At 51.7% G+C, this 26,462-nt stretch carries 20 protein-coding genes; 9 read left to right on the top strand and 11 right to left on the bottom strand.

Translation table 11 applies throughout. The annotated features are described in order from the left end of the window. Positions 1-68: 68 nt before the first annotated feature. The 3 genes from VRZ32_RS05580 to VRZ32_RS05590 are packed head-to-tail and all read right to left on the bottom strand — an operon-like array spanning position 69 to position 1,709. Positions 69-809 (bottom strand): ABC transporter ATP-binding protein, encoded by a 741-nt coding sequence (locus VRZ32_RS05580; RefSeq protein WP_414524691.1) that lies wholly within the window; start codon positions 807-809, stop codon positions 69-71. Next, the gene (locus VRZ32_RS05585; RefSeq protein ID WP_414524692.1) at positions 802-1,581 is read right to left on the bottom strand and encodes an ABC transporter ATP-binding protein; all 780 of its coding nucleotides are present in this window, start codon (positions 1,579-1,581) and stop codon (positions 802-804) included. Before VRZ32_RS05585 ends, VRZ32_RS05580 begins: the two co-directional genes overlap by 8 nt. Then, complete coding sequence (locus tag VRZ32_RS05590) at positions 1,578-1,709, bottom strand: hypothetical protein (RefSeq protein WP_414524693.1); 132 nt, start codon at positions 1,707-1,709, stop codon at positions 1,578-1,580. Before VRZ32_RS05590 ends, VRZ32_RS05585 begins: the two co-directional genes overlap by 4 nt. Before the next feature lie 26 nt (positions 1,710-1,735). Here VRZ32_RS05590 and VRZ32_RS05595 point away from each other — a divergent pair, with 26 nt between their 5' ends. Continuing rightward, positions 1,736-2,734 carry an LLM class flavin-dependent oxidoreductase gene (locus VRZ32_RS05595; protein WP_414524694.1) on the top strand — a complete coding sequence of 333 codons (999 nt, stop codon included), beginning with the start codon at positions 1,736-1,738 and terminating at the stop codon, positions 2,732-2,734. On the opposite strand, the gene VRZ32_RS05600 is transcribed toward VRZ32_RS05595, so the two are convergent. The 4 genes from VRZ32_RS05600 to VRZ32_RS05615 all read right to left on the bottom strand — a co-directional run bounded on the left by VRZ32_RS05600 (position 2,731) and on the right by VRZ32_RS05615 (position 9,753). After that, positions 2,731-4,281: a SpoVR family protein gene (locus VRZ32_RS05600; protein ID WP_414524695.1), complete on the bottom strand. Its 1,551-nt coding sequence runs from the start codon at positions 4,279-4,281 to the stop codon at positions 2,731-2,733. The two genes, VRZ32_RS05595 and VRZ32_RS05600, sit on opposite strands and share 4 nt — an antisense overlap. Beyond that, on the bottom strand, positions 4,281-5,585 hold the full coding sequence (locus VRZ32_RS05605) for a YeaH/YhbH family protein (RefSeq protein WP_414524696.1): 1,305 nt from the start codon (positions 5,583-5,585) through the stop codon (positions 4,281-4,283). The genes VRZ32_RS05600 and VRZ32_RS05605 overlap by 1 nt, the downstream gene beginning before the upstream one ends. Before the next feature lie 269 nt (positions 5,586-5,854). After that, positions 5,855-7,798 carry a PrkA family serine protein kinase gene (locus VRZ32_RS05610; RefSeq protein WP_414524697.1) on the bottom strand — a complete coding sequence of 648 codons (1,944 nt, stop codon included), beginning with the start codon at positions 7,796-7,798 and terminating at the stop codon, positions 5,855-5,857. A 518-nt stretch (positions 7,799-8,316) separates the two neighbouring features. After that, positions 8,317-9,753: a YncE family protein gene (locus VRZ32_RS05615; protein WP_414524698.1), complete on the bottom strand. Its 1,437-nt coding sequence runs from the start codon at positions 9,751-9,753 to the stop codon at positions 8,317-8,319. Positions 9,754-10,338: 585 nt separating this feature from the next. Here VRZ32_RS05615 and ahpC point away from each other — a divergent pair. From ahpC to VRZ32_RS05635, 4 genes are all read left to right on the top strand, one after another. Further along, entirely contained in the window at positions 10,339-10,902 is a 564-nt protein-coding gene (gene ahpC / locus VRZ32_RS05620; protein ID WP_414524699.1) for an alkyl hydroperoxide reductase subunit C, read from the top strand. Positions 10,903-11,108: 206 nt separating this feature from the next. Next, a complete protein-coding gene (gene ahpF / locus VRZ32_RS05625; RefSeq protein ID WP_414524700.1) occupies positions 11,109-12,686 on the top strand; it encodes an alkyl hydroperoxide reductase subunit F in 1,578 nt (525 codons plus the stop codon). 4 nt (positions 12,687-12,690) lie between these two features. Further along, positions 12,691-13,590: a LysR substrate-binding domain-containing protein gene (locus tag VRZ32_RS05630; protein ID WP_414524701.1), complete on the top strand. Its 900-nt coding sequence runs from the start codon at positions 12,691-12,693 to the stop codon at positions 13,588-13,590. Positions 13,591-13,763: 173 nt separating this feature from the next. After that, the gene (locus VRZ32_RS05635; RefSeq protein WP_414524702.1) at positions 13,764-15,647 is read left to right on the top strand and encodes a Na/Pi cotransporter family protein; all 1,884 of its coding nucleotides are present in this window, start codon (positions 13,764-13,766) and stop codon (positions 15,645-15,647) included. 6 nt (positions 15,648-15,653) lie between these two features. On the opposite strand, the gene VRZ32_RS05640 is transcribed toward VRZ32_RS05635, so the two are convergent. Further along, the gene (locus tag VRZ32_RS05640; RefSeq protein WP_414524703.1) at positions 15,654-16,079 is read right to left on the bottom strand and encodes a MerR family transcriptional regulator; all 426 of its coding nucleotides are present in this window, start codon (positions 16,077-16,079) and stop codon (positions 15,654-15,656) included. Between the two features lie 89 nt (positions 16,080-16,168). On the opposite strand from VRZ32_RS05640, the gene VRZ32_RS05645 reads away from it, so the two are divergent. Further along, positions 16,169-18,385 carry a heavy metal translocating P-type ATPase gene (locus VRZ32_RS05645; RefSeq protein WP_414524704.1) on the top strand — a complete coding sequence of 739 codons (2,217 nt, stop codon included), beginning with the start codon at positions 16,169-16,171 and terminating at the stop codon, positions 18,383-18,385. A gap of 127 nt (positions 18,386-18,512) precedes the next feature. On the opposite strand, the gene VRZ32_RS05650 is transcribed toward VRZ32_RS05645, so the two are convergent. From VRZ32_RS05650 to VRZ32_RS05660, 3 genes are all read right to left on the bottom strand, one after another. Beyond that, entirely contained in the window at positions 18,513-19,658 is a 1,146-nt protein-coding gene (locus tag VRZ32_RS05650; protein ID WP_414524705.1) for a hypothetical protein, read from the bottom strand. A 787-nt stretch (positions 19,659-20,445) separates the two neighbouring features. Then, positions 20,446-21,546 (bottom strand): hypothetical protein, encoded by a 1,101-nt coding sequence (locus VRZ32_RS05655; RefSeq protein ID WP_414524706.1) that lies wholly within the window; start codon positions 21,544-21,546, stop codon positions 20,446-20,448. A gap of 407 nt (positions 21,547-21,953) precedes the next feature. Further along, entirely contained in the window at positions 21,954-22,847 is an 894-nt protein-coding gene (locus VRZ32_RS05660) for a DMT family transporter (RefSeq protein ID WP_414524707.1), read from the bottom strand. Between the two features lie 13 nt (positions 22,848-22,860). On the opposite strand from VRZ32_RS05660, the gene VRZ32_RS05665 reads away from it, so the two are divergent. The 3 genes from VRZ32_RS05665 (at position 22,861) to VRZ32_RS05675 (ending at position 26,061) form a co-directional block, all read left to right on the top strand. Next, positions 22,861-23,070: a hypothetical protein gene (locus tag VRZ32_RS05665; protein WP_414524708.1), complete on the top strand. Its 210-nt coding sequence runs from the start codon at positions 22,861-22,863 to the stop codon at positions 23,068-23,070. A 195-nt stretch (positions 23,071-23,265) separates the two neighbouring features. Further along, entirely contained in the window at positions 23,266-24,774 is a 1,509-nt protein-coding gene (pap, locus tag VRZ32_RS05670; RefSeq protein ID WP_414524709.1) for a polyphosphate:AMP phosphotransferase, read from the top strand. A gap of 549 nt (positions 24,775-25,323) precedes the next feature. Next, entirely contained in the window at positions 25,324-26,061 is a 738-nt protein-coding gene (locus VRZ32_RS05675; RefSeq protein WP_414524710.1) for a MucR family transcriptional regulator, read from the top strand. Positions 26,062-26,462 lie beyond the last annotated feature (401 nt).

Below are 26,462 nucleotides of genomic sequence, written 5' to 3' on the forward strand. Positions count from 1 at the left end.
CAGGCCGCTTGAGGAGAGGCCCTCATGGATGCCATGCTGGCTAGCTCCAATCATGATGTGATCGCAACCTACACGCCAAGAAAGGTAGCGCGTACTGTTGCGTCTGCTTGCAAGGCTTGCATGCTGCCCGAAAAGCGGATGTGGCCTTTTTCGAGCACGTAGGCTCTATCCGAAACGCGCTCAGCAAAGTGCATGTTTTGCTCTGATAGCAGAACGCTGACACCCTGCGCCTTCAGCTGCAAAATCATCGCAACCATCTCATCAGCAATCACCGGTGCGATTCCTTCTGATGGTTCGTCAAGCAGCACGAGATAGGGATTGCCCATCAACGCGCGGGCCACGGTCAACATCTGTTGCTCGCCACCGCTCATGCGTGCCGCACTGCGGTTAGGCATCTCGGCGAGGTTGGGAAAAAGCGCAAACAGCCGCTCAGGCGTCCATGCTGGCAGAGGCGTGCCATCGGGCCAATTGCGGGCTGGCTGTCGGCCGACATTGAGATTTTCCATCACTGTGAGATCAGTGAAAATCCGCCGATCTTCCGGCACAAAGCCGATGCCGCGTTGCGCAATGGCATAAGGTTCGGCATTGGATATATCGGTGCCCATGAAATGGACTGTGCCACTCTTGCGGGGTAATAGCCCCATCAGTGCAAGGAAGGTTGTTGATTTGCCCGCGCCATTGCGCCCCATCAGCGAGACGACTTCGCCCCGCTTTACGGTTAAATCAAGATCAAACAGAATATGCGCACCGCCATACCAGGCGGATAGCCCGCGTACTTCCAGAAGAGGCGATTGTTGCGTTTCATGCATCGAAGGGGGTGTCCAGCTTGCCGCCAGGGAGTGTGCTTGTGCCGAAGTAAATCTCGGCAACCTTTTGGTTCTCGCGAATTTCCTGAGGCGTGCCTTGTGCGATCAGTCGTCCACGCGCCAGAACAACAATGCGATCGGCATAACCAAACACGGCATCCATGCTGTGCTCGGTAAACAGCACCGCCACATGATGTCGCACCACAAGTGCCCGTGTAAGCGCCATGATATCGTTACGCTCACGCGGGGCCATGCCTGCAGTGGGTTCATCCATCAGCAGCAATCGAGGCCGGTGCGCCATTGCGATGGCCAGATCAAGCCGCTTCACATCACCATAGGCAAGGGCATTGCAGGGGCGATCAGCCTGTTCGGCCAGTTGCACTTGCTGTAACAGGTCCAGCGCTTCATCACGATGGTGATCAGCCGCGTTTCGCCATAAATTGAATAGCTTACGGTCACGCGAGAGGAGGGCAGTTTGGACGTTCTCGATGGTAGTCATGGACGAGAAAGGCTGTGCCACCTGAAACGTGCGGCCAACGCCAAGACGCCAGATGGCGCGCGGTGCCAGACCCACAAGCTCCTGGCCCTCAAGCTTGATCGAGCCGCTATCGGCACGCAATTGGCCGTTGATCATATTGAACAACGTTGATTTACCCGCGCCATTGGGGCCAATCAGCGCAAGGAGTTCACCCGGTTTCAGCGAGAAACTGACATCCTCATTCGCATTCACGCCGCCAAATGCTTTGCTGAGCGACGATATTTCAAGCAGATTCATGCACGAAGCTCCGCAATAGCGATTGGCGCGACATAGCCAAGCATTAACATCACCTGCTTCCAGATGAAACGGTTGAGTGCATCTGGCATGCGTTGGCGCACTTGACGGGCGGAAACTGCGCCACCCATATGAAACAGACATCATTGGAGGCATTATGACGCCCTTATCCATTCTCGATCTCGTCCGTGTCACCGAGGCAACCGATGCTGGTGAGGTGTTGCGCAACGCGCGCGATGTTGCGGTGCATGCCGAGGGTTGGGGGTATAACCGCATCTGGGTTGCCGAACATCACAACATGATTGGTGTAGCAAGTGCGGCGACTGCGGTTGTTATCGCGCATATCGCTGGAGGCACTCAACGCATTCGAGTAGGGGCAGGAGGCATCATGCTGCCCAACCATGCGCCCTACATCATTGCCGAGCAATTTGGCACGCTGGAGCGTCTCTTTCCCGGCCGTATCGATCTTGGCCTTGGCCGGGCGCCGGGCACAGATCAGATAACCTTGCGCGCATTGCGCCGCATACCTGAAGCCTCAGACCAGTTTCCGCAGGATGTGCTTGAGCTGCAGGCGTTCCTGGCGCCCGCAGGCCCCGACCAGCGCATCGTTGCAGTGCCGGCAGCGGGCACGAATGTGCCGCTATGGATTCTAGGATCAAGCCATTTTGGCGCAATGCTGGCTGCGGAACTTGGCTTGCCCTATGCCTTTGCCTCGCATTTCGCCCCGGATCAGCTGCTGTCCGCACTTGAACTCTACCGCAGTCGCTTCAAGCCTTCCGAGCAGCTTTCGCGGCCCTATGCGATGGTGGGCGTTAACGTGATCGCTGCCGATACGGACCAGGAAGCGCGCCGCCTTGCGACCACGCAGCAGATGTCGTTTACGGATCTCTCCGCTGGCCGGCGTGGTCTCAGCCGCCCGCCGATTGATGATATTGAGACCTACTGGTCAGGACCGCAGAAAGCACAAGCCCAACGGATGCTCGCCCGCTCAATAGTAGGCGCCCCCGGGGCGGTTCGAGAGGGACTGCAGGCGCTTGTAGCCGAGACTGGGGCGGATGAGCTGATGATCGTGTCCGACATCTTCAATCACCCCGCCCGTCTGCGCTCGCTTGAGCTTATCGCGCAGGCGGGGGGTGTGTCGGCGATAAGTAATTAAACAACCACGCTTTCGCGCTGTGGTGCTTTTACTGCATGTTCTTTCAGCACCTTGCCGGTTGAAGGTTCAACCTCGCGCAGCACGACGCGGTAGCCCCAGATTGCGGCAAGGTTTTGCAGTACCTGCTCGACATCCTTCTCATACAGCAGCACATTGTTGACCGTGGAATGCTGCAGGGTGAGCTGGCGATCGCCGTCGAGATCAACATCGATGACCTGAATATCCGCCTGTTGCCAGCCAATGTCATATTGGCGTGAAAGTGCGCTGCGGATGCGGCGATAACCGCGCTCATCGTGAATAGCGTTCACGACAATTGCGGGTTCGGTTGCATCGTCTTCCAGATGGAACAGGCGCAAATCGCGGATCAGACGTGGGCTTAGGAACTGCGCCAGGAAGCTTTCATCGCGATAATTCGCCCAGATGTACTTCAACACCTCGGTCGCATCACCCTTGCCGGCAATATCCGGGAACCATTCGCGGTCCTCATCTTCCGGGGTTTCGCAGATGCGCTTGATGTCCTGCATCATCGCAAAGCCGATGGCGTAAGGGTTCAGGCCGTTGTAGTAGGGCGAGTCAAAGGTGGGCTGCATGACCACGTTGGAATGGGACTGCAGGAACTCCAGAAATGCGCCGTCGTTGATCGAGCCCTGCTTGTGCAGCTGCGTCATGATCTCGTAGTGGCACCACGTGGCGCAACCTTCGTTCATCACCTTGGTCTGTGACTGCGGATAGAAATATTGTGCAATGTGCCGCACGATGCGCAGAATTTCGCGCTGCCAGGGCCGCAGAAGAGGTGCGGTCTTTTCCAGGAAGTAGAGGATGTTCTCTTCCGGCAGATTTAGCATAGCCCGTCGGCGATCTTCCGAGGATGAGCCCATCGCGCGTTGAGTGCCCGGCACGGTGCGCCAGAGGTCGTTATAGACCTGCTCCTGATGCGCATGACGCTCAGCCTCGCGCTGCTGCTCTGCCCGCAGATCAAGCCGTGCGCGGCGCGGATAGCGATGCACGCCCTGGTTCATCAGCGAATGGGCAACGTCGAGAATCCGCTCAACCGCCGAAAAGCCATAGCGCTCTTCGCACGCTGCGATGTATTTCTTTGCAAACGACAGATAGTCCAGAATACCTTCGGCATCCGTCCACTGCCGGAACAGATAATTGTTCTTGAAGAAGTGGTTATGCCCAAAAGCTGCATGCGCAATAACCAGGGTTTGCATCATGGCGGTGTTTTCCTCCATGATGTAGCTGATGCAGGGGTTGGAGTTGATGACGATTTCATACGCCAATCCGCCCATCCCCTTACGATAGACCATCTCATGATGCGCAAATTGCTTGCCGAATGACCAGTGCCGATAAAGCTGCGGCATGCCGGTGGAAGCATAGGCATCAAGCATCTGCTCGGCCGTAATCACCTCAATCTGGTTGGGATAGGTATTCAGCGCCAACTTGCTGCGCGCCACATTCTCCACCGTGTCGTGGATGCGCTGGATTGTACCAAAATCCCAGTCAGAGCCCGAAAATAGCAGCGGGTGGGTGTCGATCACCGTCATCACGCGCCTCCCCCATCTGCGCCATTGCGGCGGAACAATTCGCGGAACACCGGATAAATCTCGCGCCGATGCCAGACCTTGCGCATCACAAAATGCCCACCTGCAGGCACCTGTGATTCATACGCCCGCCATAGATCCGTTGTGCGTGTAACAACGCCGGTGGGCAGATGGCCATCGCCACGCCCCACTTCAAGATAGGCGAAATACTGGCAGATCGGCAGGATCGATTCGTTGACCAATGCAGCGACCTTGGTGTTATCCGTGCCGATGTTATCGCCATCCGAAGCTTGCGCGACGTAGATGTTCCAGTCGTCCGGATTATAGCGCTCGCGCACAACCTTCATCATCTCTTCCAGAGCGGTGGAGACGATGGTGCCGCCTGTTTCCGGGCTATGGAAGAACGTATTTTCATCCACCTCTTCCGCGTGGTCAGTGTGGCGAATGAATACGACATCGACATTGCGGTAGCTGCGGCGCAGGAAGATATGCAGCAAGGCATAAAACCGCTTTGCCAAATCCTTCATCTGCTCGCTCATCGAGCCAGACACGTCCATGAGGCAGAACATGACTGCCTGTGCAACAGGGCGCGGCACCGACTCATAACGGCGATAACGTAGATCGATCGGGTCGATGTAAGCGATGCGCTTGCTGCGTCTGACCAGGCGCTGATGTTCTTCCTTCAGGGCCTCAAGCCGCACAGGATCGGCACCTGAAACCACAAGCCCGCTGATTTCTTCCTCAAGCGCGCGGATGGCATCTTTGCCGGGGCGGCGCAGAGCAATGCGGCGGGAAAGTGAGTGGCGCATGGTGCGGGACACCGACAGGCTCGATGGCGAACCTGAAGTGGAGTAACCCGCACGATGAATTTCTTTGGATTCAGCGCCCGTCAGTTTACGCTTGGCGAGGTTGGGCAATTCCAGATCGTCGAGGAACAGGTCCAGATATTCATCACGGGTGAGGAGAAAGCGGAATGCGTCTTCCCCGCTCCCCTGCCCGGCTTCGTTGCCGTCACCACCGCTGCCGCCGCCTTGCGGGCGCTTGAGAGAGTCACCCTCAAGATATTCCTTGTTTCCGGGCAGTACGAAATCGCGCTTGCCCCCACCTGACCCACGGCGCAGCACAGGCTCATGCACGCCTTCGCGCACGATGCTGACTTCGCCGCCTTGCTCTAGATCCTTGATGCTGCGGTTCTTGAAATCCTCGCGGACTGCCCGCTGTACCAAAGTCTTGGCGCGACGAAGAAACCGCTGCCGGTTGGTGAAACTCCTGCCTCCAGGATTGAGGCGTCGATCAATGATATGCACAGAAGTGTCACCTTAATTCCGATGGCATCGGGATACCTTAGCCTCGGTCTTCAACCAAAGGCAATTCCTACCTCCGGCCGCTGGCTTTATTCCGGCGGCCTCAGGCCGCTTCCTCTGGTTATGGTGTTGCAACCAATAACCTCGGATGTAATCACACGGACGGAGCTTTTGTTCCGGGCGGAGCAGCATGCTGCCCCGTCCAAAACCAGTACAAATTTGAGCATCATCTATATCCAAAAGCAAAAACCACTCTTGGTTTGATAATGTCATCAGCCCGCCTGTTTGACGCGCATATACCACTCAACCAAACGGCGAACCTGACGTTCAGTATACCCTCTTTCGCACATCCGATGCACGAATTCGTCGTGCTTCTTCTCGGATTCACCGTCTTTCTTCGAGCCGAAACTGATCACCGGCAGCAGGTCCTCAACCTGTGAGAACATCCGCCGTTCGATTACCTCACGGATTTTCTCGTAGCTCGTCCACGATGGGTTGGTTCCACCATGGTGTGCACGGGTGCGAAGTGCGAACTTCACCACCTCATTACGGAAATCCTTGGGGTTAGCGATGCCGGCAGGCTTCTCGATCTTGGTGAGTTCCTGATTGATCAATTCGCGATCAAGCATCTGTCCGGTGTCAGGATCCTTGAAATCCTGATCTTCGATCCACGCATCGGCATAGGCCACGTATCTGTCGAACAGATTCTGACCATAGTCGTGATAGGACTCGAGATAGGCCTTCTGGATTTCATGGCCGATGAACTCCGCATAACGCGGTGCCAGATCACCCTTGATGAATTCCAGATACCGCTTTTCGGTTTCGGCAGGCAGCTGCTCCTGACGGATCATGTGCTCAAGCACATACATCAGATGCACTGGATCTGCCGCGATCTCGGTGGTGTCGTGGTTGAACGCTGCCGCCAGCGCCTTGAAGGCAAAGCGTGTGGAGATACCGTCCATACCCTCGTCCACGCCTGCGGTATCCTTGTATTCCTGCAGGCTGCGGGCGCGGGGATCGACCTCACGTAGGTTCTCGCCATCATAGACGCGCATCTTCGAGAACAGGTTGGAGTTCTCATGTTCACGCAACCGCGACAGCACCGAAAAACGCGCCAACAGCTCCAGCGTGCCCGGAGCGCAAGCGGATTCCGACAATTCCGAACCCCGCACGAGCTTCTCGTAGATCTTCGTTTCCTCAGTCACCCGCAGGCAGTAAGGAACCTTGATCACGTAGATACGGTCGATAAAGGCTTCGTTGTTCTTGTTGTTCTTGAAATTCTGCCACTCGGATTCGTTGGAGTGGGCGAGAATGACACCCGTGAACGGGATCGCGCCGATGTTCTCGGTGCCAACGTAGTTGCCTTCCTGCGTTGCGGTGAGCAACGGATGCAGCATCTTGATCGGCGCCTTGAACATTTCGACGAATTCGAGCAAGCCCTGATTGGCCCGGTTCAACCCGCCCGAGTAGCTGTATGCATCAGGATCGTTCTGCGACAGATGCTCAAGCTGGCGTATGTCCACCTTGCCGACGAGGGCCGAGATGTCCTGGTTGTTCTCGTCACCCGGCTCGGTCTTGGCGATGGCTTCCTGGCGCAAGCGCGAAGGCATGATGCGCACGACCTTGAACTTGGAGATGTCGCCGCCAAACTCTTCAAGCCGCTTGCGGCACCATGGGCTGATAAGCCCGGTGAGGCGACGCGCGGGAATGCCGTAATCTTCTTCAAGACGCGGCGCGAGCGAGGCATCGAACAGTCCAAGCGGGCTCTCGAACACAGGGCTGACTTCATCGCCTGCCTTGAGCACATAAATGGGGTGTACTTCCATCAGTGCCTTGATGCGCTCAGCCAGCGATGATTTACCGCCGCCAACGGGGCCGAGCAGATAAAGAATCTGCTTGCGCTCTTCCAGTCCCTGCGCCGCATGCCGGAAGAAGGAAACGATACGCTCGATCGTCTCTTCCATGCCGTAGAATTCGGCGAAGGGCTTATAAGTACGAATCGTGCGGTTCATGTAGATCCGACCGAGGCGCGGATCGCGCGACGTGTCGATGATCTCCGGCTCACCAATAGCCGCAAGCAGACGCTCGGGAGCGCTGGCATAGAACATGGGGTCGCTGCGACATCCCTTCAGGTACTCCTCAAGGGTCATCTCGACTTGCCGCCGCGCTTCGAACGACTGCGCGTAGCTCGAAAAGAGATCGCCGTTGGCTGCCATTGCTTATCCTCAACCTTGAAATTTGGATACCGGGAACGCTTTGCCTTATTCCCCCCGTGTGGATTATAAAGGCCATTGGTGCGTTTCCATATGGCCAACACATAATTACGCTGTGCAGAACTAACACCCCCTGAGAAGAATCAAATGATGCGCTCAGGCTAGTTTGATTGTGAGCGCCATTTCGCAACTGCACAAATTATTTTTTTGCCCTCCCGCGCAGCCAGTGCTTGCCGATCGCTGCTGACAACGGGCAGTCACAGATGCTTATTGCATCTGATAGAGGCCCTAAATACAGGCACTTAGGCTCTGCTCATATACCGTAATCAGCTATGATTAACAATTAGTTCCTTTTGCAACGAATCGCACGTTACGAAAATTTCATGCAGACATGTCACCTGAATTCCACTGCCATGGGCGGCCGTTTGGCTTAGTATGAAAAATGTTTAATTTCGTGCTTTCTATAAAAACACCGCCAGCATGAACTGGCGGTGCATTAAGCGGCGTGGTGCGTGAGGGACTTATGATTTGGGCGTTAGCCGGGTAACGCGGTCTCCTGTGGCATCGTTTTCACCGCGTGCCTTATTGATAACGAAGACGTTCCCCTTACCATCAATGCCGATATGGTTAGGGAAGCTGCCGCCCTCCAGATTGGCTACTATTTCGCCCTGCGGATTAACCACAGTGACGGTGCCTGAGCCGCGATTGGCGACATAAGCCAGCTTTGCCACGGGATCGAAGGCAACATTCAATGGCCCTGCGCCGGTTGCCACATCATGCAGAACCTTGCCGGAAGCGATGTCGACAATCAGCAGGTTATCGCTGCCTTGAGAGGCGACATAGAGCTGATTATTGGCGCTATCCACCGCCACACCAATGGCGCTCTTGGCACCCGGCAAGGGGAAGGTTTTTTCAACCGTGTTGGTCTTGGTATCGATAATGGCGGCTTCCGAAGTCTTCAGGCTCACTGTGTAGAGCTTATGGTTCTTGGCATCCAGCGCGAGGCTTGCGGGTGTGAACTTCTCACCGCGCCGCTTTGAGGGGATTTCGATGTTTTGCAGCTTGGTCAGCGCCTTGGCATCAAACACGACCACGAAATTCTCGTCGACTGACGAAGCGTAAGCGCGACCAGCTTCAGCATCCACGACAACATCGCGGCCATGGGGCAATATGTCTGCCTCGAACTGCTTCACAAGACTGAGGTCATCCTGTTTGAAGACGGCAACGGCATTGTCACGGGTCGTCGTGGTCCAGACATTGCCTTCTGCATCATCAACGGCTACGCCATAGATAGCATGCAGATGGCCATCATCGCGGCCAGCAACGGGCTTGGCATCGGCTGTAGCCACCACTGCGAGGGTTTCAGGATTCAGTTTGACGAGTTTGGATTCCTTGACTGGTGGACGACCAACAGCAGAGGTCACAAACAGCACGTTGTTTTTAGGGCTATAGGCCACCTGGTAAAGGCCGCGCACAACTTGCTGGCTATTGATGTTGAACTTATCCGCCCCGGAGATTGCAATCACGGGCGATACTTTCAGTGGCACAACGATAGCAGCAGCCGGATTTGCGACATTCACGATGATCGGGTGCTGACCGGGCGTGGTGTCTGCTGGTATGGCGATTTTGGCTTCAAAACCGCCCTTGTCATCAGCCACATAGGGTTTTCCATCGGGGTTAAGAACGGTGCTGCCACTCAACAGGATAACGGTCTGGCCGGGCGTGAATGAAGAGCCGCGCAATGTGATCTCGGCACCTGGCACAACAACGCCGCCTGGTGAAACGCGGCCCTTGAAGTCAGAATCAGGCTTGCTGAAAACAGCCCCGGTGGCTGTTTGTGCAAATGCGGAAACGGGCAGTACTGCCAGCGGGAGCGCCAGCGCGAGCATTGGTAAGGTGCGGATCGCTAAAGCGCGGCGTGAGGTGGTGGTTTTGGTGAAGGTAGAAAGCATTGTCATGAAAGGCCTCTGCGTCTTCTAAGGTAAGAATAAATAACCACGCTGCGGACACTATAAGATGAATAGAAAATAGACAATTAAATTAAGCTATAATTGAATTAGAACTATTTTAAATAAAGATCGATCGTTTTTTCTTAATGTATTGAATATTATTTTAATTCCATGTTTGTTTGTTGTTTTCTGAAATGTGACTACATTACTGTGATTTAAGTCTATTTTGCGGTGCAGCAGATGTGTGCAGAAGATGAGATGGTGGCAGAATATATAGCCAATTGAGCGTATACCGAGCTATGCATGCGCAGTTGCGTTTAACGCATGGCAAAAGCAGTGATATGTATAAATATTTGAAATATAATAATTTTATCCGGAATTTTTATTCTTCCATGCGTGCGATGCGCATTAATTGCATCGCTATAGATAATATCTATCGATATCCGCGTATTTATCTATTTTGCCTTTGAGGTGGTTTCCCCTATGTTGCGTTGCGAAGGGCGGGAGTGCTTGCAAACGGATGAGCGTTTCAATGTTCTGCCGGATGCATTGCGCCAGCCCCCGAAAAATTATCATGTAGTTCAAGGAGCCGTTATGTCTCTCGTAAATACCGCTATCAAACCCTTCAAGGCCCAGGCATTCAAGCAGGGCAAGTTCATTGAGGTCTCCAACGAAGACCTGAAGGGCAAGTGGTCCGTATTCTTCTTCTACCCAGCTGACTTCACGTTCGTCTGCCCCACAGAGCTGGGTGATGTCGCTGACCATTACAGCGAATTCCAGAAGCTCGGCGTTGAGATTTACTCGGTATCGACCGACACGCATTTCACGCACAAGGCCTGGCATGATACATCCGAGACCATCGGCAAGATCCAGTACACCATGCTCGGCGACCCAACTGCCACGCTCTCACGCAACTTCCAGGTGCTTCGTGAAGATCAGGGGCTTGCTGATCGCGGCACATTCATCGTTGACCCCGATGGTATCATTCAGGCAATGGAAGTTACGGCTGAGGGCATTGGCCGCGATGCTACCGATCTTCTGCGCAAGATCAAAGCTGCACAGTATGTAGCAGCGCACCCAGGCGAGGTTTGCCCTGCAAAATGGCAGGAAGGCGAAGAGACATTGGCTCCTTCCCTCGACCTGGTAGGCAAAATCTAAAAATGCATTGACCTTCGCGTTCTGGTGGCCTGCAAATGGCAACGCTTTGAATGTCCTGGGTTCATGGTCAGAAGTCCACTGCGCTCCGACTTTCAAAACGTCACCATTTTCGACTCACCAGAACGCGAGCTTCAACGCATTTTACAATGCCCCAAACGGGGCGGCCCCTTTCATGCTTTTTATGTTATGGAATGTGAGGATGATCCATGTTGAACGATAGCCTTAAAGCCCAGCTCAAAACCTATCTTGAGCGGGTGGTGCGCCCCATTCACATTATCGCCTCGCTAAACGACAGCCCCAAATCCCGTGAGCTGCAGGAGCTGCTTGGCGAATTGCGTGCGCTCTCTGACAAGATTACCGTCAATGAACTGCATAGCGATGGACAACGGGCGCCTTCTTTTGCGCTCACAAGTCCAGGCCATGATATCAGCTTGCGCTTTGCCGGCCTGCCTATGGGGCACGAGTTTACTTCGCTGGTGCTGGCGCTGCTGCAGGTGGGTGGGCATCCGCCCAAAATCGAGCAGGCGCTGATTGACCAGATCAAAGCGCTTGATGGTGACTTCACGTTTGAAACGTATTTCTCGCAAAGCTGCCAGAACTGCCCGGAAGTGGTGCAGGCATTGAACCTGCTGGCTGTGCTCAACCCGCGTATCCGACACATCGCCATTGATGGCGCGGTGTTCCCGGAAGAGGTTGAGATGCGGCAGATAATGTCGGTGCCCACGATCTTCCTCAACGGCAAGGTGTTTGGGCAAGGCCGTATGGGCGTTGAAGAGGTGATTGCGAAGCTCGATACCGGCGCTTCAGCGCGTGAAGCCGAGAAAATTAATGCCAAAGCCGTCTTTGATGTATTGGTCGTTGGCGGTGGCCCGGCTGGTGCTGCGGCGGCGATCTATGCAGCGCGCAAAGGCATCCGCACGGGTGTCGTAGCCGAACGTTTCGGCGGGCAGGTGCTGGACACCATGTCGATCGAGAACTTCATCTCGGTACAGCACACGGAAGGCCCGAAGATGGCCACCGCGCTTGAGCAGCATGTACGCGCGTATGATGTCGATATCATGAACCTGCAACGCGCGGAAAAGCTTGCGACCAACGGGGAACGGGTTGAAATCAGCCTTGCCAGCGGTGCGACGTTGAGCGCCAGAACGGTGATCCTGTCTACGGGCGCACGCTGGCGGCAGATGAATGTGCCGGGTGAGGATACCTATCGCAACAAGGGCGTGGCCTATTGCCCGCATTGCGATGGTCCCTTGTTCAAGGGCAAGCGCGTGGCGGTGATTGGTGGTGGCAATTCTGGTGTTGAGGCGGTGATTGATCTGGCTGGCATAGCGGCCCACGTGACGGTGATCGAATACGATAACGTTTTACGTGCTGATGACGTGTTGCAGCGTAAGCTGCGTAGCCTGAAGAATGTGGATATCATCACCTCTGCCCGCACCACGGAAGTCATCGGGGATGGCCAGCGGGTGACGGGTCTTGTGTATGAAAACCGTAAAACCGGCGCTGAGCACACGTTGGCCCTTGAGGGTATTTTCGTACAGATCGGCCTGCTGCCAAACACCGAATGGCTGAAAGGCACGGTGGCGTTATCCGCGCGCGGCGAGATTGTTGTCGATGCGCATGGCCGCACGTCTGTGCCCGGTGTTTTCGCGGCAGGTGATTGCACGACTACGCCTTACAAGCAGATCGTGATCGCGATGGGAGAGGGCGCAAAGGCATCGCTTGCGGCGTTCGATCACTTAATCCGCGCACTTCCTGAAACGGCAGATGTAGAGGCCGCTTAAGGGAATGAACGTTCGCGAACTGCAATACCTCGTGGCGCTGGCCGACCATCGTAACTTTGGTCGGGCGGCGGAGGTATGCCTTGTGAGCCAGCCCACGCTTTCAACCCAGATCCGTAAGCTGGAGGAAGAGCTGGGCGTGGCGCTGGTTGAACGTGCGCCACGTAATGTGATGCTCACGCCCGCCGGTGTCGATATCGTTGCGCGGGCGCGCCGTGCGCTCAGCGAGATTGAGCAGATAAAGGAAGCTGCACGGCGGCGCAGCCAATCAGGCATCGGTGCAGTGCGGCTTGGCATCTTTCCAACGCTTGGCCCTTATCTGCTGCCGCATGTACTGCCTGCGATCAGCACACGTTTTCCGAAGCTTGAGTTGCAGTTGGTTGAGGAAAAAAGCGATCTGCTGCTGGAGCAACTCGATACCGGTAAGCTTGATGCAGCGGTGTTGGCACTGCCGGTTCAGAATAGCCAGCTGCATTGCGAAGTGTTGTTCGACGAGCCCTTTCTTCTGGCCGTGCCGAGGCATCATGCATTGGCGAAAAAGAGAACCATTAATGCCGAAGCGCTTTCACAGCTTGATCTGATGTTACTTGAGGACGGTCATTGTCTGCGCGAGCAGGCGCTTGAGGTTTGCCGCTTGTCCGGCGGTGTGGAGGCGGCACGGTTTCGTGCGACGAGCCTTGAGACATTGCGGCAGATGGTGCTGGCTGGGTCTGGTGCAACGCTGCTGCCGCAGCTTGCAGCGATAAGCCCGTTTCCGCATGCCGAAAAAGTTCAACTGCTCCGTTTTGATACGCCACCAGGGCGACGCATCGGCATGTTCTGGCGCAAAAGCTCGGCCCTTGATGATCTGCTCAGTGATGTTGCTGGCATTATAAGTGTTGTGGCAAAGCCGATGTTGGAGGCCTAGTTTTCGGCTATTTTGCTTGAAATCTGTTAATTGTTCTGCATCTGTTAATCATAAATCAACGGGATTCACGAAATCGTCGGACAATCGGCGTGCTTGCCTTTTGGTGAGCTGCCAAAAGCATCACTGCTGCACATGTGCCCCAACTGAGAGATGAATTGAGCAAAATAAAAAGAATGAATATCGAGATCGACTGGGGCGGGAAATTTCAACGATACGGAATGAATGTCATCGCGGTGCTTGCAGCCGCCGCTTTGGCGTGGAGTTTCTGGTCGAACAATTACTGGATGCAGCTTTGCGCCGGTCTGGCGTTCTTTCTGTTTGGCATGCAATGTCTTGAAGAAGGTCTGCGCGATCTCGCTGGAGAAGCGTTGGAAGAAACGCTGGCTCGCAGCACTGCTACCCCCTTTAAAAGCCTGATGATTGGCATCGTTGGCACCACAATGCTGCAATCGAGTACGCTGGTGGCGCTGATGACGATTGCGTTCATCTCCACGGGTCTCATTGCCCTTGCGGCAGGTATTGCGATTATCTTCGGTGCCAATCTGGGCGCGACCACAGGTATTTGGCTGCTGGCGTTGGCGGGGCAGAACTTCAGCCTTGGTCCGCTGGCTTTGCCACTGGTGGTGTTTGGCGTGCTGGTGAGTTTCCGCGGGCCTCGTGCCAAAGCGGCAGGGCGTATTCTGCTGGGCATTGCCTTTATTTTTCTTGGTATCGATCAGATCAAAACCGGCTTTTCAACAGTGGCGCAAAGCCTCGACCTGGCGCAATATCCGGTTGAGGGCATTGTTGGGCATTTCATTTTTGCGGGCCTTGGTCTGGCGCTGACCATGGTGCTGCAATCGACGCATGCCACTTTGATGCTTACGTTGACTGCGCTCTCTCTGGGGCAGGTCAATCTGATGCAAGCGGCGTGCATTGCCATTGGTGCAAACGTTGGCAGCAGTGTTACTACGGGGCTGGCGGGGGCGCTGGGTGGTAACCGCAGTGGGCAACGGTTGGCGCTGGCGCATGTGCTGTTCAACGTGACGACAGCGGTTATTACCTTTGCGCTGATAACACCGCTCGTATGGTTGACACAGTACATCGCGGACTTGATTGGCTTTGCTGATAACAAGCTCATCATGCTGGCGATTTTTCACACGCTCTTCAACATGTTTGGCGTGATGCTGTTTTGGCCCGAGCGGGATCGCCTCGCCCAGCTGCTGGTGCGCCTGTTGCCGGAGCCTGCCGAGCCACGTGTGCTGATCCCTGTTCTCGAAATACCGGCGGGGGTTGATGAAAGCAGCCCTGAGTCAGAGCGCTCACGCGCTCGCTACCTTACGCCCCAAGCATTGCAATCGTTCGATACGGCGGCAAGTGCGGTCGTGCGTGAGCTTTTGTACTTAGGGCGGCTCAGCATCGAGGTGATCTGCTACGCGCTTTATCTACCGGTGAACGAGATCGACAAAGTTACGCCGGATCGCACCCTCATCAGATCGCGCCCTGACGATCACTACCTTGATGCCGATACTCTATATAAACGCCATATCAAGGGCGTATATGGCGACCTGCTGGCATTCATGGGACGTATCGATATGCCAAGCGATGGCGAGCAGCGCTCATTCTGGGTGGAGTGCCAGATTGCCGCGCTACAGCTGGTGGAGGCGGTGAAAGATGCCAAGCATCTGCAGAAGAACCTCGGCTTTTATCTGCGCCAACCCGATACCCCCGCGCGTGATGCCTATATTGAGATGCGACGTCATCTCTTATCGGTACTGCATGATATCCGTGCGCTGGGCCATCTGCAGCCGCATGATCCCGCGTGGAATATACATCTTGAAGAGCTTGATCGGAAGCAGCAAGCTTTTGAAACGCGCTTCCGTAGCCATGTCTTCTCAGCTGTGCGTGATGACAGGCTGGATGGCATGCAGCTGAGTTCGCTTTTGAATGATCTGGGCTATGTGGGCCGCATCAGCCGCGGGTTGCGGGCCGTGGTGATCATCCGTGCTGAAGAAGAAAACGACCTTCTACGCAATCTCCACATTACGGCAGATGAGGGGCCCTTGATCGTTTACTAGCCTGCCTCAGCCGGTATGGTGCTGGTCCTCGCACAGATCGTGATTAGCCAGTACTTCGATCACCCTGCAATCGCACACACGCCCGTGCCCGCACTCAGCGACCATGCGTGACAGCTCATTGCGTAAAGCGCCCAGGCGGGCGATGCGGCGTTCGATCTCATCAAGATGCTTACGGGCGATGCTATCTGCCGCATGGCAAGAGGCTTGCGGGCTATCGGTCATGGTAATGAGTTCGCGGATATCGTCGATTTCAAATCCCAGATCGCGCGCGTGGCGGATGAAGTTCAGCTGGCGCACGGCGGCGGCGTCATACTGGCGTTGGCCGCCTTCGCTGCGAGGTGGAGCTGCCACGAGGCCAACTTGCTCATAGTAGCGAATGGTTGAAACCTTCACGCTTGTGCGGCGCGACAATTCACCAATTGTGAAACCCATGGCTAGGACTCCCGTGCGTAAAAACGCTTGACCCTCTAGTCACTAGAGGTTGTACACGTAGCGATATGGCGTGGAAAAGGTGAAATACAATGGCGCATACGCAACGTGATATGGAAGATGCACACAGCCCGGCGGTGCGTTACCGGATCGGTGGTATGGATTGTGCGGCCTGCGCAGCCAAGATCGAAAAAGCCGTTGCGCGTCTGCCGGGTGTGACACAGGTTGGTGTATCGGCGCTTGCTGGCACAATGGTGGTGCACGGTGGGGAGGCGACACGCATCAGTGCGCAGGTGACGGCGCTCGGCTATACGGTGGATGATGAAGCGCAAGCGTCCTCCCATCAAGAGCACTCCCATCATGATCATGCGGATCACAGTCACCATGATCACGCCCATACTGATGCTGATGATCATAAGGGGCACGGCCATTCCCATGCTCCTTTGGGTGATGGCTCTTTATGGCGCACGCCTAAAGCACGGCTGATTGCCATTTGTGCGGCAGCGCTTCTGGTTGCACATATTGTCGTTATGAATGCTCCCCAATTTGGGCAATGGCCATTTCTTGTTGCGCTGTTGATTGGGCTTGTACCGATTGCTCGCCATGCCTTTGCGGCAACCCGCGCGGGATCACCTTTCTCCATCGAAACGTTAATGACCATATCCGCCGTGGGCGCTTTTCTGATTGGTGCGGCCGAAGAAGCAGCAATGGTGGTGCTGTTATTTATGGTCGGCGAACTACTGGAAGGCCTCGCCGCACAACGTGCCCGTGCAGGCATTACGGGGCTGACAAAGTTGGTGCCCGATGTCGCGTTGATTGATGCGAGTGGCGCGCTGCGTGAAGTGCCAGCTTCGAGCCTCGCACCGGGAGCCGTCATCATTGTGCGCCCCGGTGACCGTATTGCTGCTGACGGCGTGATTGCGGAAGGTGAGAGCGCTATAGATGAAGCGCCCGTAACCGGTGAGAGCGTGCCCAAGACCAAGCGCCCCGGCGACCGCGTGTTTGCAGGTACCATCAACATGGATGTAGTGCTGCGTATCGAAGTGACGTCACGTGCGGCTGACAACACTATTGCGCGGATTGTTCGCCTTGTTGAAGAAGCGCAGGAAGCGAAAGCCCCAACCGAGCGTTTTATCGACCGCTTTGCCTCCCGCTATACGCCTGCGGTGCTGGTGCTGGGTGCGCTCGTCGCCATTCTGCCGCCGCTTCTTTGGGGGCAGGATTGGGATACGTGGATCTATCGTGGCCTTGCCGTGTTGCTGATCGGTTGCCCGTGCGCACTCGTCATCTCGACACCGGCAGCAATTGCTGCTGGTCTGTCAGCGGGTGCACGGCACGGCCTGTTGCTGAAAGGTGGCGGTGTGCTGGAGGGGCTACGTCGTGTAACCATTGTTGCCTTTGATAAAACCGGCACACTCACTCAAGGCCGGCCTGTCGTAACTGATGTCCAGAGTTTCGAGGATAATGATACACGCATATTGACCTATGCTGCCGCGCTGGAGCGTGGTTCTAGCCATCCTTTGGCGCTCGCCATACTGGATAGGGTAGACGCTGCCCCTATTCCCGCTGCAATGGCGACCAGAGTAATTGCTGGTAAGGGCATCTCTGGTGTTGTCGAGGGGCGAAATGTTGCCCTGTTATCGCCACGGGCGCTGGACGACATCGTGTTGTCACCTATACAGGAAAGCGCCATTGCCGCGTTAAATGGTGAGGGTAAAACGGTTTCTGTGCTAACGATTGATGGTCGCATCGCTGGTCTTATCGCATTGCGCGATGAGTTGCGCGCAGATGCAATTCCCGCTTTGAAAAGCCTCAAGATGCAAGGCATCAAGGCTGTGATGCTCACTGGCGACAACCGTCTGACAGCAGATGCAATTGCGCAATCGCTTGATATCACAGCCTATGCTGAGTTGATGCCGGAAGACAAAAGCCGTCTTGTGCGCTCGCTGCAGGCCGAGGGTGAGGTCGTGGCCAAGGTAGGCGACGGCATCAACGATGCTCCCGCTCTGGCAGCAGCTGATATTGGCATTGCTATGGGAGGTGGCACGGATGTAGCGCTGGAGACAGCAGATGCTGCAGCCCTGCACGCCCGGATGCAAGATATTCCTGCGATGATCGCTCTTTCGCAGGTGACAATGGGTAATATTTGGCAAAATATAACAATAGCGCTGGGGCTAAAGGGGGTATTTCTGATCACGACTATTATCGGTATCACAGGTTTGTGGCCCGCCATCCTTGCAGACACGGGCGCTACAGTGCTCGTCACCGCCAACGCATTACGTTTATTGCGTTGGCGGGTACGAGGGTAACGTCGGAATGAAATTTCATTCTACAAGAGGCTTATCAAAGAACTTCAATATCGGACCATAGGTTGCAATACCCATTAGGTCCGGTAGTTTGAAAAGCGGTGTAGTACCTCATTCCAAATAGACGGTTCTAAGGGGTGCCCAGATCTTGAGAATTCAGTAGATCTTGAGGCGATGCATCCTGATGGATTTTCAATAGTAATTTCTCTAGCAATTTCTCTAGCAGGTCACTGTCCATGGATACCGCTATTTTAGCGCTATTAGGCGATTTTTTTTCTAATTCTTCAAGAATAAATTTTTCGATTATTTCCTGTTTTTCTTTTGAGAGATTAAGCAATATCTCATCATTAAGACGTGTAAAGAATTTAGCATCCAATTCTTTAAAAGTGTCATGATTGATGTGCTTGAATACATGAGGTTCTAAGTTTTGGCAAGTGTGATCAGAAAGGTGGTTGAAGAAGGAGCTATTTAGATAACGAATAGTATGCTCTGATAAGTTATTAATAAACCGTTCATCTAAACCTGAAATAGTATACTTGCTAAGTGCATTAAGAGTGCGGCTATTAAGATTTTCTATAGCATCTGTAGCAAGGTTTATAAGCTCCCTTGCTTCAATGTATTTTGAAATAAAACTATCGCTAATATTAATCAAGTAACCGAATATATTTACATCTATTTCTCTTCGAGTGTCGTTCGGTATATTAAATATAAGTCGAATTGTGCTTATTTCATTATAAGATATGAGATGTTCATCACTAAAAATTCTAGATAATGCAGGTGCATTTAATTTACGGATCTCCTCCGCACTCAGGTCATCTAAAATATATACTGGAAACTTTATTTCTGGGGTTGGATAATTTTCCACGAAAGCATTTAAATGTTCTGCCGTTGGTATGTCTGCACCTACCCGTATGCGTTCGTAACCAAGGAAATAGTTGTAATAATCCACAGCCATGGTAGGTTCAGAAAATAACGCTCTGCGAAATCTTTCATCCTCTTCTTTTGTATATATCTCCCGCTCATCATGCACCTCCTGCTCATGATGCACCTCCTGCTCATGATGCACCTCCTGCTCATGATGCACCTCCTGCTCATGATGCACCTCCCGCTTATCATCGATATGAGAGGTCAAGAATATATTTGGTGTAATTGAATATAAAATAGATGAAAAATATTCCCAAATCCCTGTTGAATTGTTATTTTGTTGAGTGTTGTTTTCGGGATTATTAATTATAATAGGTCTAGCTGAGTTTGAGGTTGAGAATACTTGGCCCATGAATTTTCTCCTGATTATGTGATATTGCAATAAACTCATGATTTTATTTATTGCAATTATTTTTCACCGTGTAGAGATTATGGTCTGCATTTGGAGTGCAGATGATTCTAAAGTATATAGAATTTTCTTGGGAGTGTTTGTAGCGTAATTCTTGCAAGTTTACGGAGTGCTGTGGTTTAAAGTGATGTTATCAACAGTTCTAGAAAAATGTGATAAACAAGCGCTGAAAGAGGAGGATTCTCCAGTCTAGATGAGGTGCTATAATATTATTCATTGGCGAGCGATCAGCTGTGCCAATTTGTCATTCACAGAAGTAGATTTTTGTAAGTTCAGCAAGTTTAATAATGCACGGTGTGAAGATGGCCCTGCTGACGGCGATCATTGTCTGATAGCAGATACAATTGCGTAATCGCTCAATACTAATAGTTTATGCTGCTTAAAAGCGGATAAATATAAAATTCGCATTATGACGATATTATTTTAAGATGTAATGCATGGAAAAACAATGGGTGCCAGCGATGGCTTGTGTTGCTTTGGCTAAAGACATGACTGCGACGTGCTATAAACGGCACCGCAATCATTCATGTTCGGACGCAGCTCTTCTTGCAAAGCTTACAAAGCGATTTTATCATGATTAGTGGGGGCATAGGTTAGTGGCGCGTAAGGTATCAGGCATTTGGCGGCTATGCTCGTTGTTGCCAAATGCACTGTGTTTATTTTCTATTAAGTAATAAAATACAAAACGCTTATTTTGTTTTTTTAATATTGTTTTTCAGCGTGGTACTGCTTACCGATTTTCTGATATGTATTTTATAATAAAGGATTCTAATGTTTCGCCTTCTAGCTTCATCAATAAATGTGGCATTCGAAGCGTTAAATCATGCGGTTCTGTTTGTTGATGCTGCCGAAGCGTTAAATCATGCGGTTCTGTTTGTTGATGCTGCTCTATTTCATCAATCGCTACTTTCACAAGAAGTTCTTTTCTTTCCTCAGATAGCGGTTGAAATTGTTCATCGTTAAGGTTGTCAATAAAATTTGCACGTAGTTCCATAATGACATCATTGTTCAGATGTTGCAAAATTCTTGATTGCAAAGGTTCATATCGTCTTGTGCGGAACAGACCTGTAGGAGCATTCATGGAATTAGGGTCTGTTGAATGTGAATCCTTCGTTTGATTATTGATATCTAAAGATCGATTAAACCTACGGGCATCAAGCTGAGTTATTGTTTGCTCATTAAGAGCATTAAATACATACCATTCTATTTGTTGACACGCTTCGTCAGAAATATTGCGGAAGATACGTGCCTCCAATTTCTCAATAGTCGCATTTCCTAAATTATTAATGACCCTAAATTCCAGGGCTTTCAGGCTTTCCTCAGGGAGGCCATTAATAACAGCGGCATCTAAGTTTTGAAGGGCACCCGGATTGAGATTATTCAATACAGATGCATTTATTTTGGCGCGTTCGGTGTCTAACAGATTATTTAAAATCTTTGCTCTCAGTCGCCTAACCGATTGAGCATTGAGTTTGTTTAAGTGCTCTGCTTTTATTTCTTTTTCTATTATTTGAGATCCGAAGCTATTTAATTTATCCAATATTGTTAAACACTGAACAAAAATTTCAGGCCAGTGAGAGTAACCAATTTCATTCTCTGCATTTTGAGGTAAAGGAAAATGTATCATATCCTTGGAAGATGGCGCGGTTTCGGAACTAAACGCACGTCTCCTTTCTTCTGCCAGATTTAGAGTTTCCATCAAATACGTATTTTCTGAAAGAGACAATTCCAGAAATAACTCTTCTATGTCTTGGGATTGGACGTCATAATCTTCCTCATAAGCCGGTAAGACAGGTGTTGTTGGTCGTGATGATGAATGTATCTGGCTCATGAAATCGTTCCTGATTAATTGATAATGCAATAAAGAGAGGTTTATACTTATGTATTTTTCTTTATGTTATAAATTTCTATGTCATCATTTGATCTATGAGTGTCATTTGAGAAGTACGCTTATCGAGCGAGCGCTTATAGCGCATTTCAGATAACCTGACAAAGCGTTATGCAAGGAAATTGCACCATTTTTCCAACTTTACGATGGGCATAATAATCAGTGTGAAATGCATTCAAGTTGAGTTATTTTATTATTTCTTTTTTTTTGAATAATATCTATCTTAAAATCAGTATCCACTTTTTAACCTGATGCAATATATATTTTATGCAATGGCTTTTCTTATGCATCAAACACGAAAGAGAAATCCCCTTCTTGTTTGGTGTTGTCATTTAATAATTGTGAATATCTTATTGCCGACCGCGCATGGCTATCTGCCATTCACGGAAGCAAATGAACAGTCCTGATCCGATGAGGATTGGTAAGCCAATAAAGAAATAAATATCAGGCCCTTGGGCAAAAAGCAGCCAGCTGAAGCCTGCCATATAGATCAGCTGAGTATAGGTGAAGGGTGCAAGCGTAGTTGCTGGCGCGAAGCGATGGGCCATTGTGTAAAGTGTGTGCCCAGCAAGACCAACCATACCGATTAGTGCGCAGAAGAACCAGCTCTCCGCTGATTGGGGCCAAACCCATTCCTGAAACGCAAACGGCAGCGAGACCAGCAAACCTGAGAACGAGGCATAAAATTGCTGGGTGAGACTGGAATCCACACCTGCAAGCTTACGCGTCAAGATCGCATAAAACGCCAGCAATACAGCCATTGCTAGCGAATAAAGCATTGCAGGATGAAGAGACTGTGGGGTTGGATGAATGATGATAAGAACCGCCACGAAGCCTGTTAACACAGCGATCCATCGTGCCAGATCTACGCGCTCGCCTAAAGCCATACCCGATAAGAGGCAAAGGATTAAAGGAGCTGTAAAGATGATGGAACCCGTAATCGTTAGTGGCAAATACTGTAGTGCGAGAAAGTTTGTTACTGTGGTACCTAGCATGCACAGTGAACGAATGATCTCTAACTTGAGCGACCGTGTACGCATAACGGCGAGGCCGTGACGCGGCGTAAATATTGCCGCCAGCAATATGCAGGGTAGCAGGAAACGCACAAAGATGATCTGTCCGGGCGGAAAGCCGTCACGCAGTAGCCATTTCGCGCTGGTATCAACCAATGTTAATGAAAGCGCGCCCAAGAGCACCAGTATAATACCAAGTCCGCGCCGATCCACCACGCGTTTTGGTTCCACTTGGGATGCTCGGATGCGCGGCATTTTAACAGCTTTATTGTCAGTGCGTATGCCCACCGAAGGTATCGATGAGCTGGATGGCGAAATTTCCTCAGCGGGCATGGTCACGATTGTTGTTCTGCTCAATTGTGGTCGAAAAAATAAGGGCTTCCAGAACGCCCCACGCAAGCGCAGCATAACACCAACCCGCCTGCATTCGCACGTGCAGCTCTTGCAACCCTGACCTTGGAATATCTAGGAGCGCTTCAAAGTTTTGCCATCAGCAGGACGCAGCATTGACATGCTGCTGCTCCGCATCATGTCGCAATAGGCTATAAAAGTCCCGAGAAACAACTTTGTTGACGATAGCCTGCTGGCTATTTACGCTGTTTCATTAAAGGCGATAGTAAAATTCGCTTATTCTAGGGAGTGGATGGCTATGTTCGATTCAACAAAGCTTGAACATACACTCGACAAGGAAGAATTTAAACGGATTGAGGCGCAGCTGCGCAATGACCTTCTTGATGCCCAACGGGAGCTGCGCGACCGGGGAACGCATGCCATTATGATCCTGATCAATGGCGTTGATGGCGCAGGTAAAGGTGAGGTGCTGAACCGACTTTATGAATGGCTCGATCCACGTTTTCTTGAAACCAATGCCGTTGATATCCGCAAGGACATTGACAACGGCTGGCCAGCCGCCTGGCATTATTGGCGAAAAATGCCCGCAAAGGGATATATTACTGCCGTCCTGGGCTCATGGTATCATTTGATATTACGCGAGCGGGCATTGGGGCATATCGATCGTGAAGAGTTTTTACGCCTGTTAACAATATCGAGCGATTACGAAACCATGCTTGATCATGAAGGTGTGAAAGTACTCAAGTTGTGGTTGAACCTTAATGTTGATGAAGCCGAACGCCGGTATCGCAAAGTTAAGAAAAAAGGTTTTTTTGGCAGGCCGCTGGTTGAGGAATGGTCGGATATTGCAGCTACAAGTAGTAAACATAAGCTGCTTTCAATCATCCAGGAAGTATCTCAGTTGGTGTTACCAAATGCCATTCCCTGGACGATTATTCCTGCTGCAGACGGACGCTACCGCGATATTGCAATGGGCCAGGCATTGTTAAAGCTGTTGCGAGAGACCTTCGACGCAGCACAACCCGCTGAAAAGCGGAAATCTACCAAGGCAGCGCAGAAACATCCCGAAGCTTCGGAGCAATTATCGCGGCCATCTATCGTTAGCACGATTGATCTCAGTAAAACGATTGATCGAGAAAGCTATCAGCGCGAGCTAAAAGATGCGCAGCATCGCATTTTCGAGTTGACGTCTTCCAAGGCGTTTCGCCGGCGCGGCCTCGTGATTGCATTTGAAGGTAACGATGCTGCCGGTAAAGGGGGCGCTATCCGCCGGATTAGGCAAGCGCTTGATCCGCGTGATTTCAGTGTCTACGCAGTCGCCGCTCCTAGTGAAGAAGAACGTGCTTATCCTTATTTATGGCGCTTCTGGAGAGATATTCCAGAACGTGGCACGACAGCGATCTTTGATCGAAGCTGGTACGGTCGCGTGCTGGTGGAGCGCGTAGAAGGTTATTGCTCTGTGAGCGACTGGACGCGGGCCTATGCTGAAATCAATGCATTTGAACGGCAACTGAGCATCAATGGCTATATCATTATAAAGTTTTGGTTGGCCATTAGCCCCGAGGAACAATTGCGCCGGTTTGAAGAGCGCAAAGAAACACCCTACAAGCAATTTAAAATTACAGATGAAGATTGGCGCAATCGCGAGAAATGGCCTCAATACGAAGAGGCGCTTACCGAAATGGTAGATCGCACCTCTACAGCCTTGGCACCATGGACCCTCGTGCCTGCAAACGATAAGCGATATTCGCGTGTTCAGGTGCTGAAAACGGTTGTGAAGAGCCTGGAAACTGCCCTTAAAGACTAATGGCCTTCAAGTTGGGGGAGCTGGAGTAGGGACGACAGATCACTGTATTGGGTGACCATATATTGCTTTCACAGGCGATAATAGCCTTGCTTTGTCTGTGCTTAATGAGGCCATTAAAGATTATCTACTTAAAACTTCTTCTGGGCTGTTATAAAATTTCTTCTTATATTATCAATAAGGCTGCTGAAATATCGCGCTTTTCTTGCAATTCATGCTATAATTACACTGCGCTGATGATAGTGCAGGCGAAGTGATTTCGACTAATGGAAATCATTGTTGCAAATGAAACAAGTTTGAGCGGAAATAAAATTCAACCGATGGTTGAAAATTCACATGCCTAATTCTGGCACTATGCCTACTCTATGACAAAAATGGATGGCAAATAATCATTCCACTCTGCAAAAACACTAGGATCTTGGCCAATTTGAAGAGATGGAGGGCAAAAAACATTGTTAAATATCTTACGCAATGACAGATTATGCTTGATCATCGCCCCTATAATCGCCATGTAAGTGTCTGTTGTTTTAAAATTTGAATTGGAGATCATTTATGAGCGAGGATGCTGGGCAATTGTTGAGCAAGGCAGAGCTGATTTCGGTAACTGCAGATATCGTTGCTGCGTACATTGCAAACAACAGTCTACCACCGGCTGAGGTATTGCGATTCATTGAGGGCGTGCATGCAACGTTCTCGCGCCTTCAGCATGGTGGTACACCTGCGCAGGCAGCAGCAGTTTCTGCGCTTCTTCAGCCAGCTTCTGCACAGGGCCTGTATGCATCTGCGGGACGTGTAGAATCTGCCCAACCAGCAATAGCAGGTGCTTATGGGGCTGAGCAGCCGATCTACGAAGAACCCGAGGCTCCACGTGGTCCTTCTCGGCAGGTTAATGCAGAATTGTCACGCAAGGCACAGCTGCGCAATCCGCCCAATCCCATAGACCCAAAGACGGGCGCACTTCTACCGCTTGAGTTCGAACAGCTTGTGCCTGATGAAGAAGGCTATGTATTTGACGTTGCTTGGGTAGACCAGAATGCATATGTGCGCTTCCCACCGATGACCCCCATCGAAAAAACCGTCAAGCGTGACAGCATCATTTGCCTTGAAAACGGCAAGACCTTGAAGGTTCTGAAGCGTCATCTGGATTCCGAATTCGGTTTGACCCTTGATGCATATCGCAAAAAATGGGGTCTGTCGGAATCTTACCCTTTGGTAACGCATACGTTCAGCACTTCGCGCTCCAAGTATGCGAAGGCGCAGGGCTTGGGTAAGTCCCGTGGTCGTGGCTAATTTAGCCATTAGACTGTTGCTTGGAGACTGATAACCTCAGAGCTATTGTCGATCTGAAATGGTCGATAATTGCTCTGAGTTGAACTTTTTAAAGCTTGGCGCTTATTTAGGATTTATTGAGTGACGCGCTATCGTGGCGTCATTCTCGTTTACGCCGAAGACACGCTTATGCGTCAGGCATGGATCAGCTGCATCCTGTGAAATAGTCATGCGATGTTTTCTATCGCAACTAAATGCAATGCTGTGCGTCTCAATCTCGAAACAATCTGTTTGTGTGTGCCCTGGCGCCGATATTTTCTTGCTATTTTGAGGTGGTCTTCGCCCCCTATCTGGACTTGCCCCTTCGCGAGTTTACTATTGCGATAAGGCGTCAACTTCCAAAAATATGACGCTAAAAATAA

Source organism: Pseudochelatococcus sp. G4_1912, from assembly GCF_047501465.1.
Lineage (GTDB): Bacteria > Pseudomonadota > Alphaproteobacteria > Rhizobiales > Beijerinckiaceae > Pseudochelatococcus.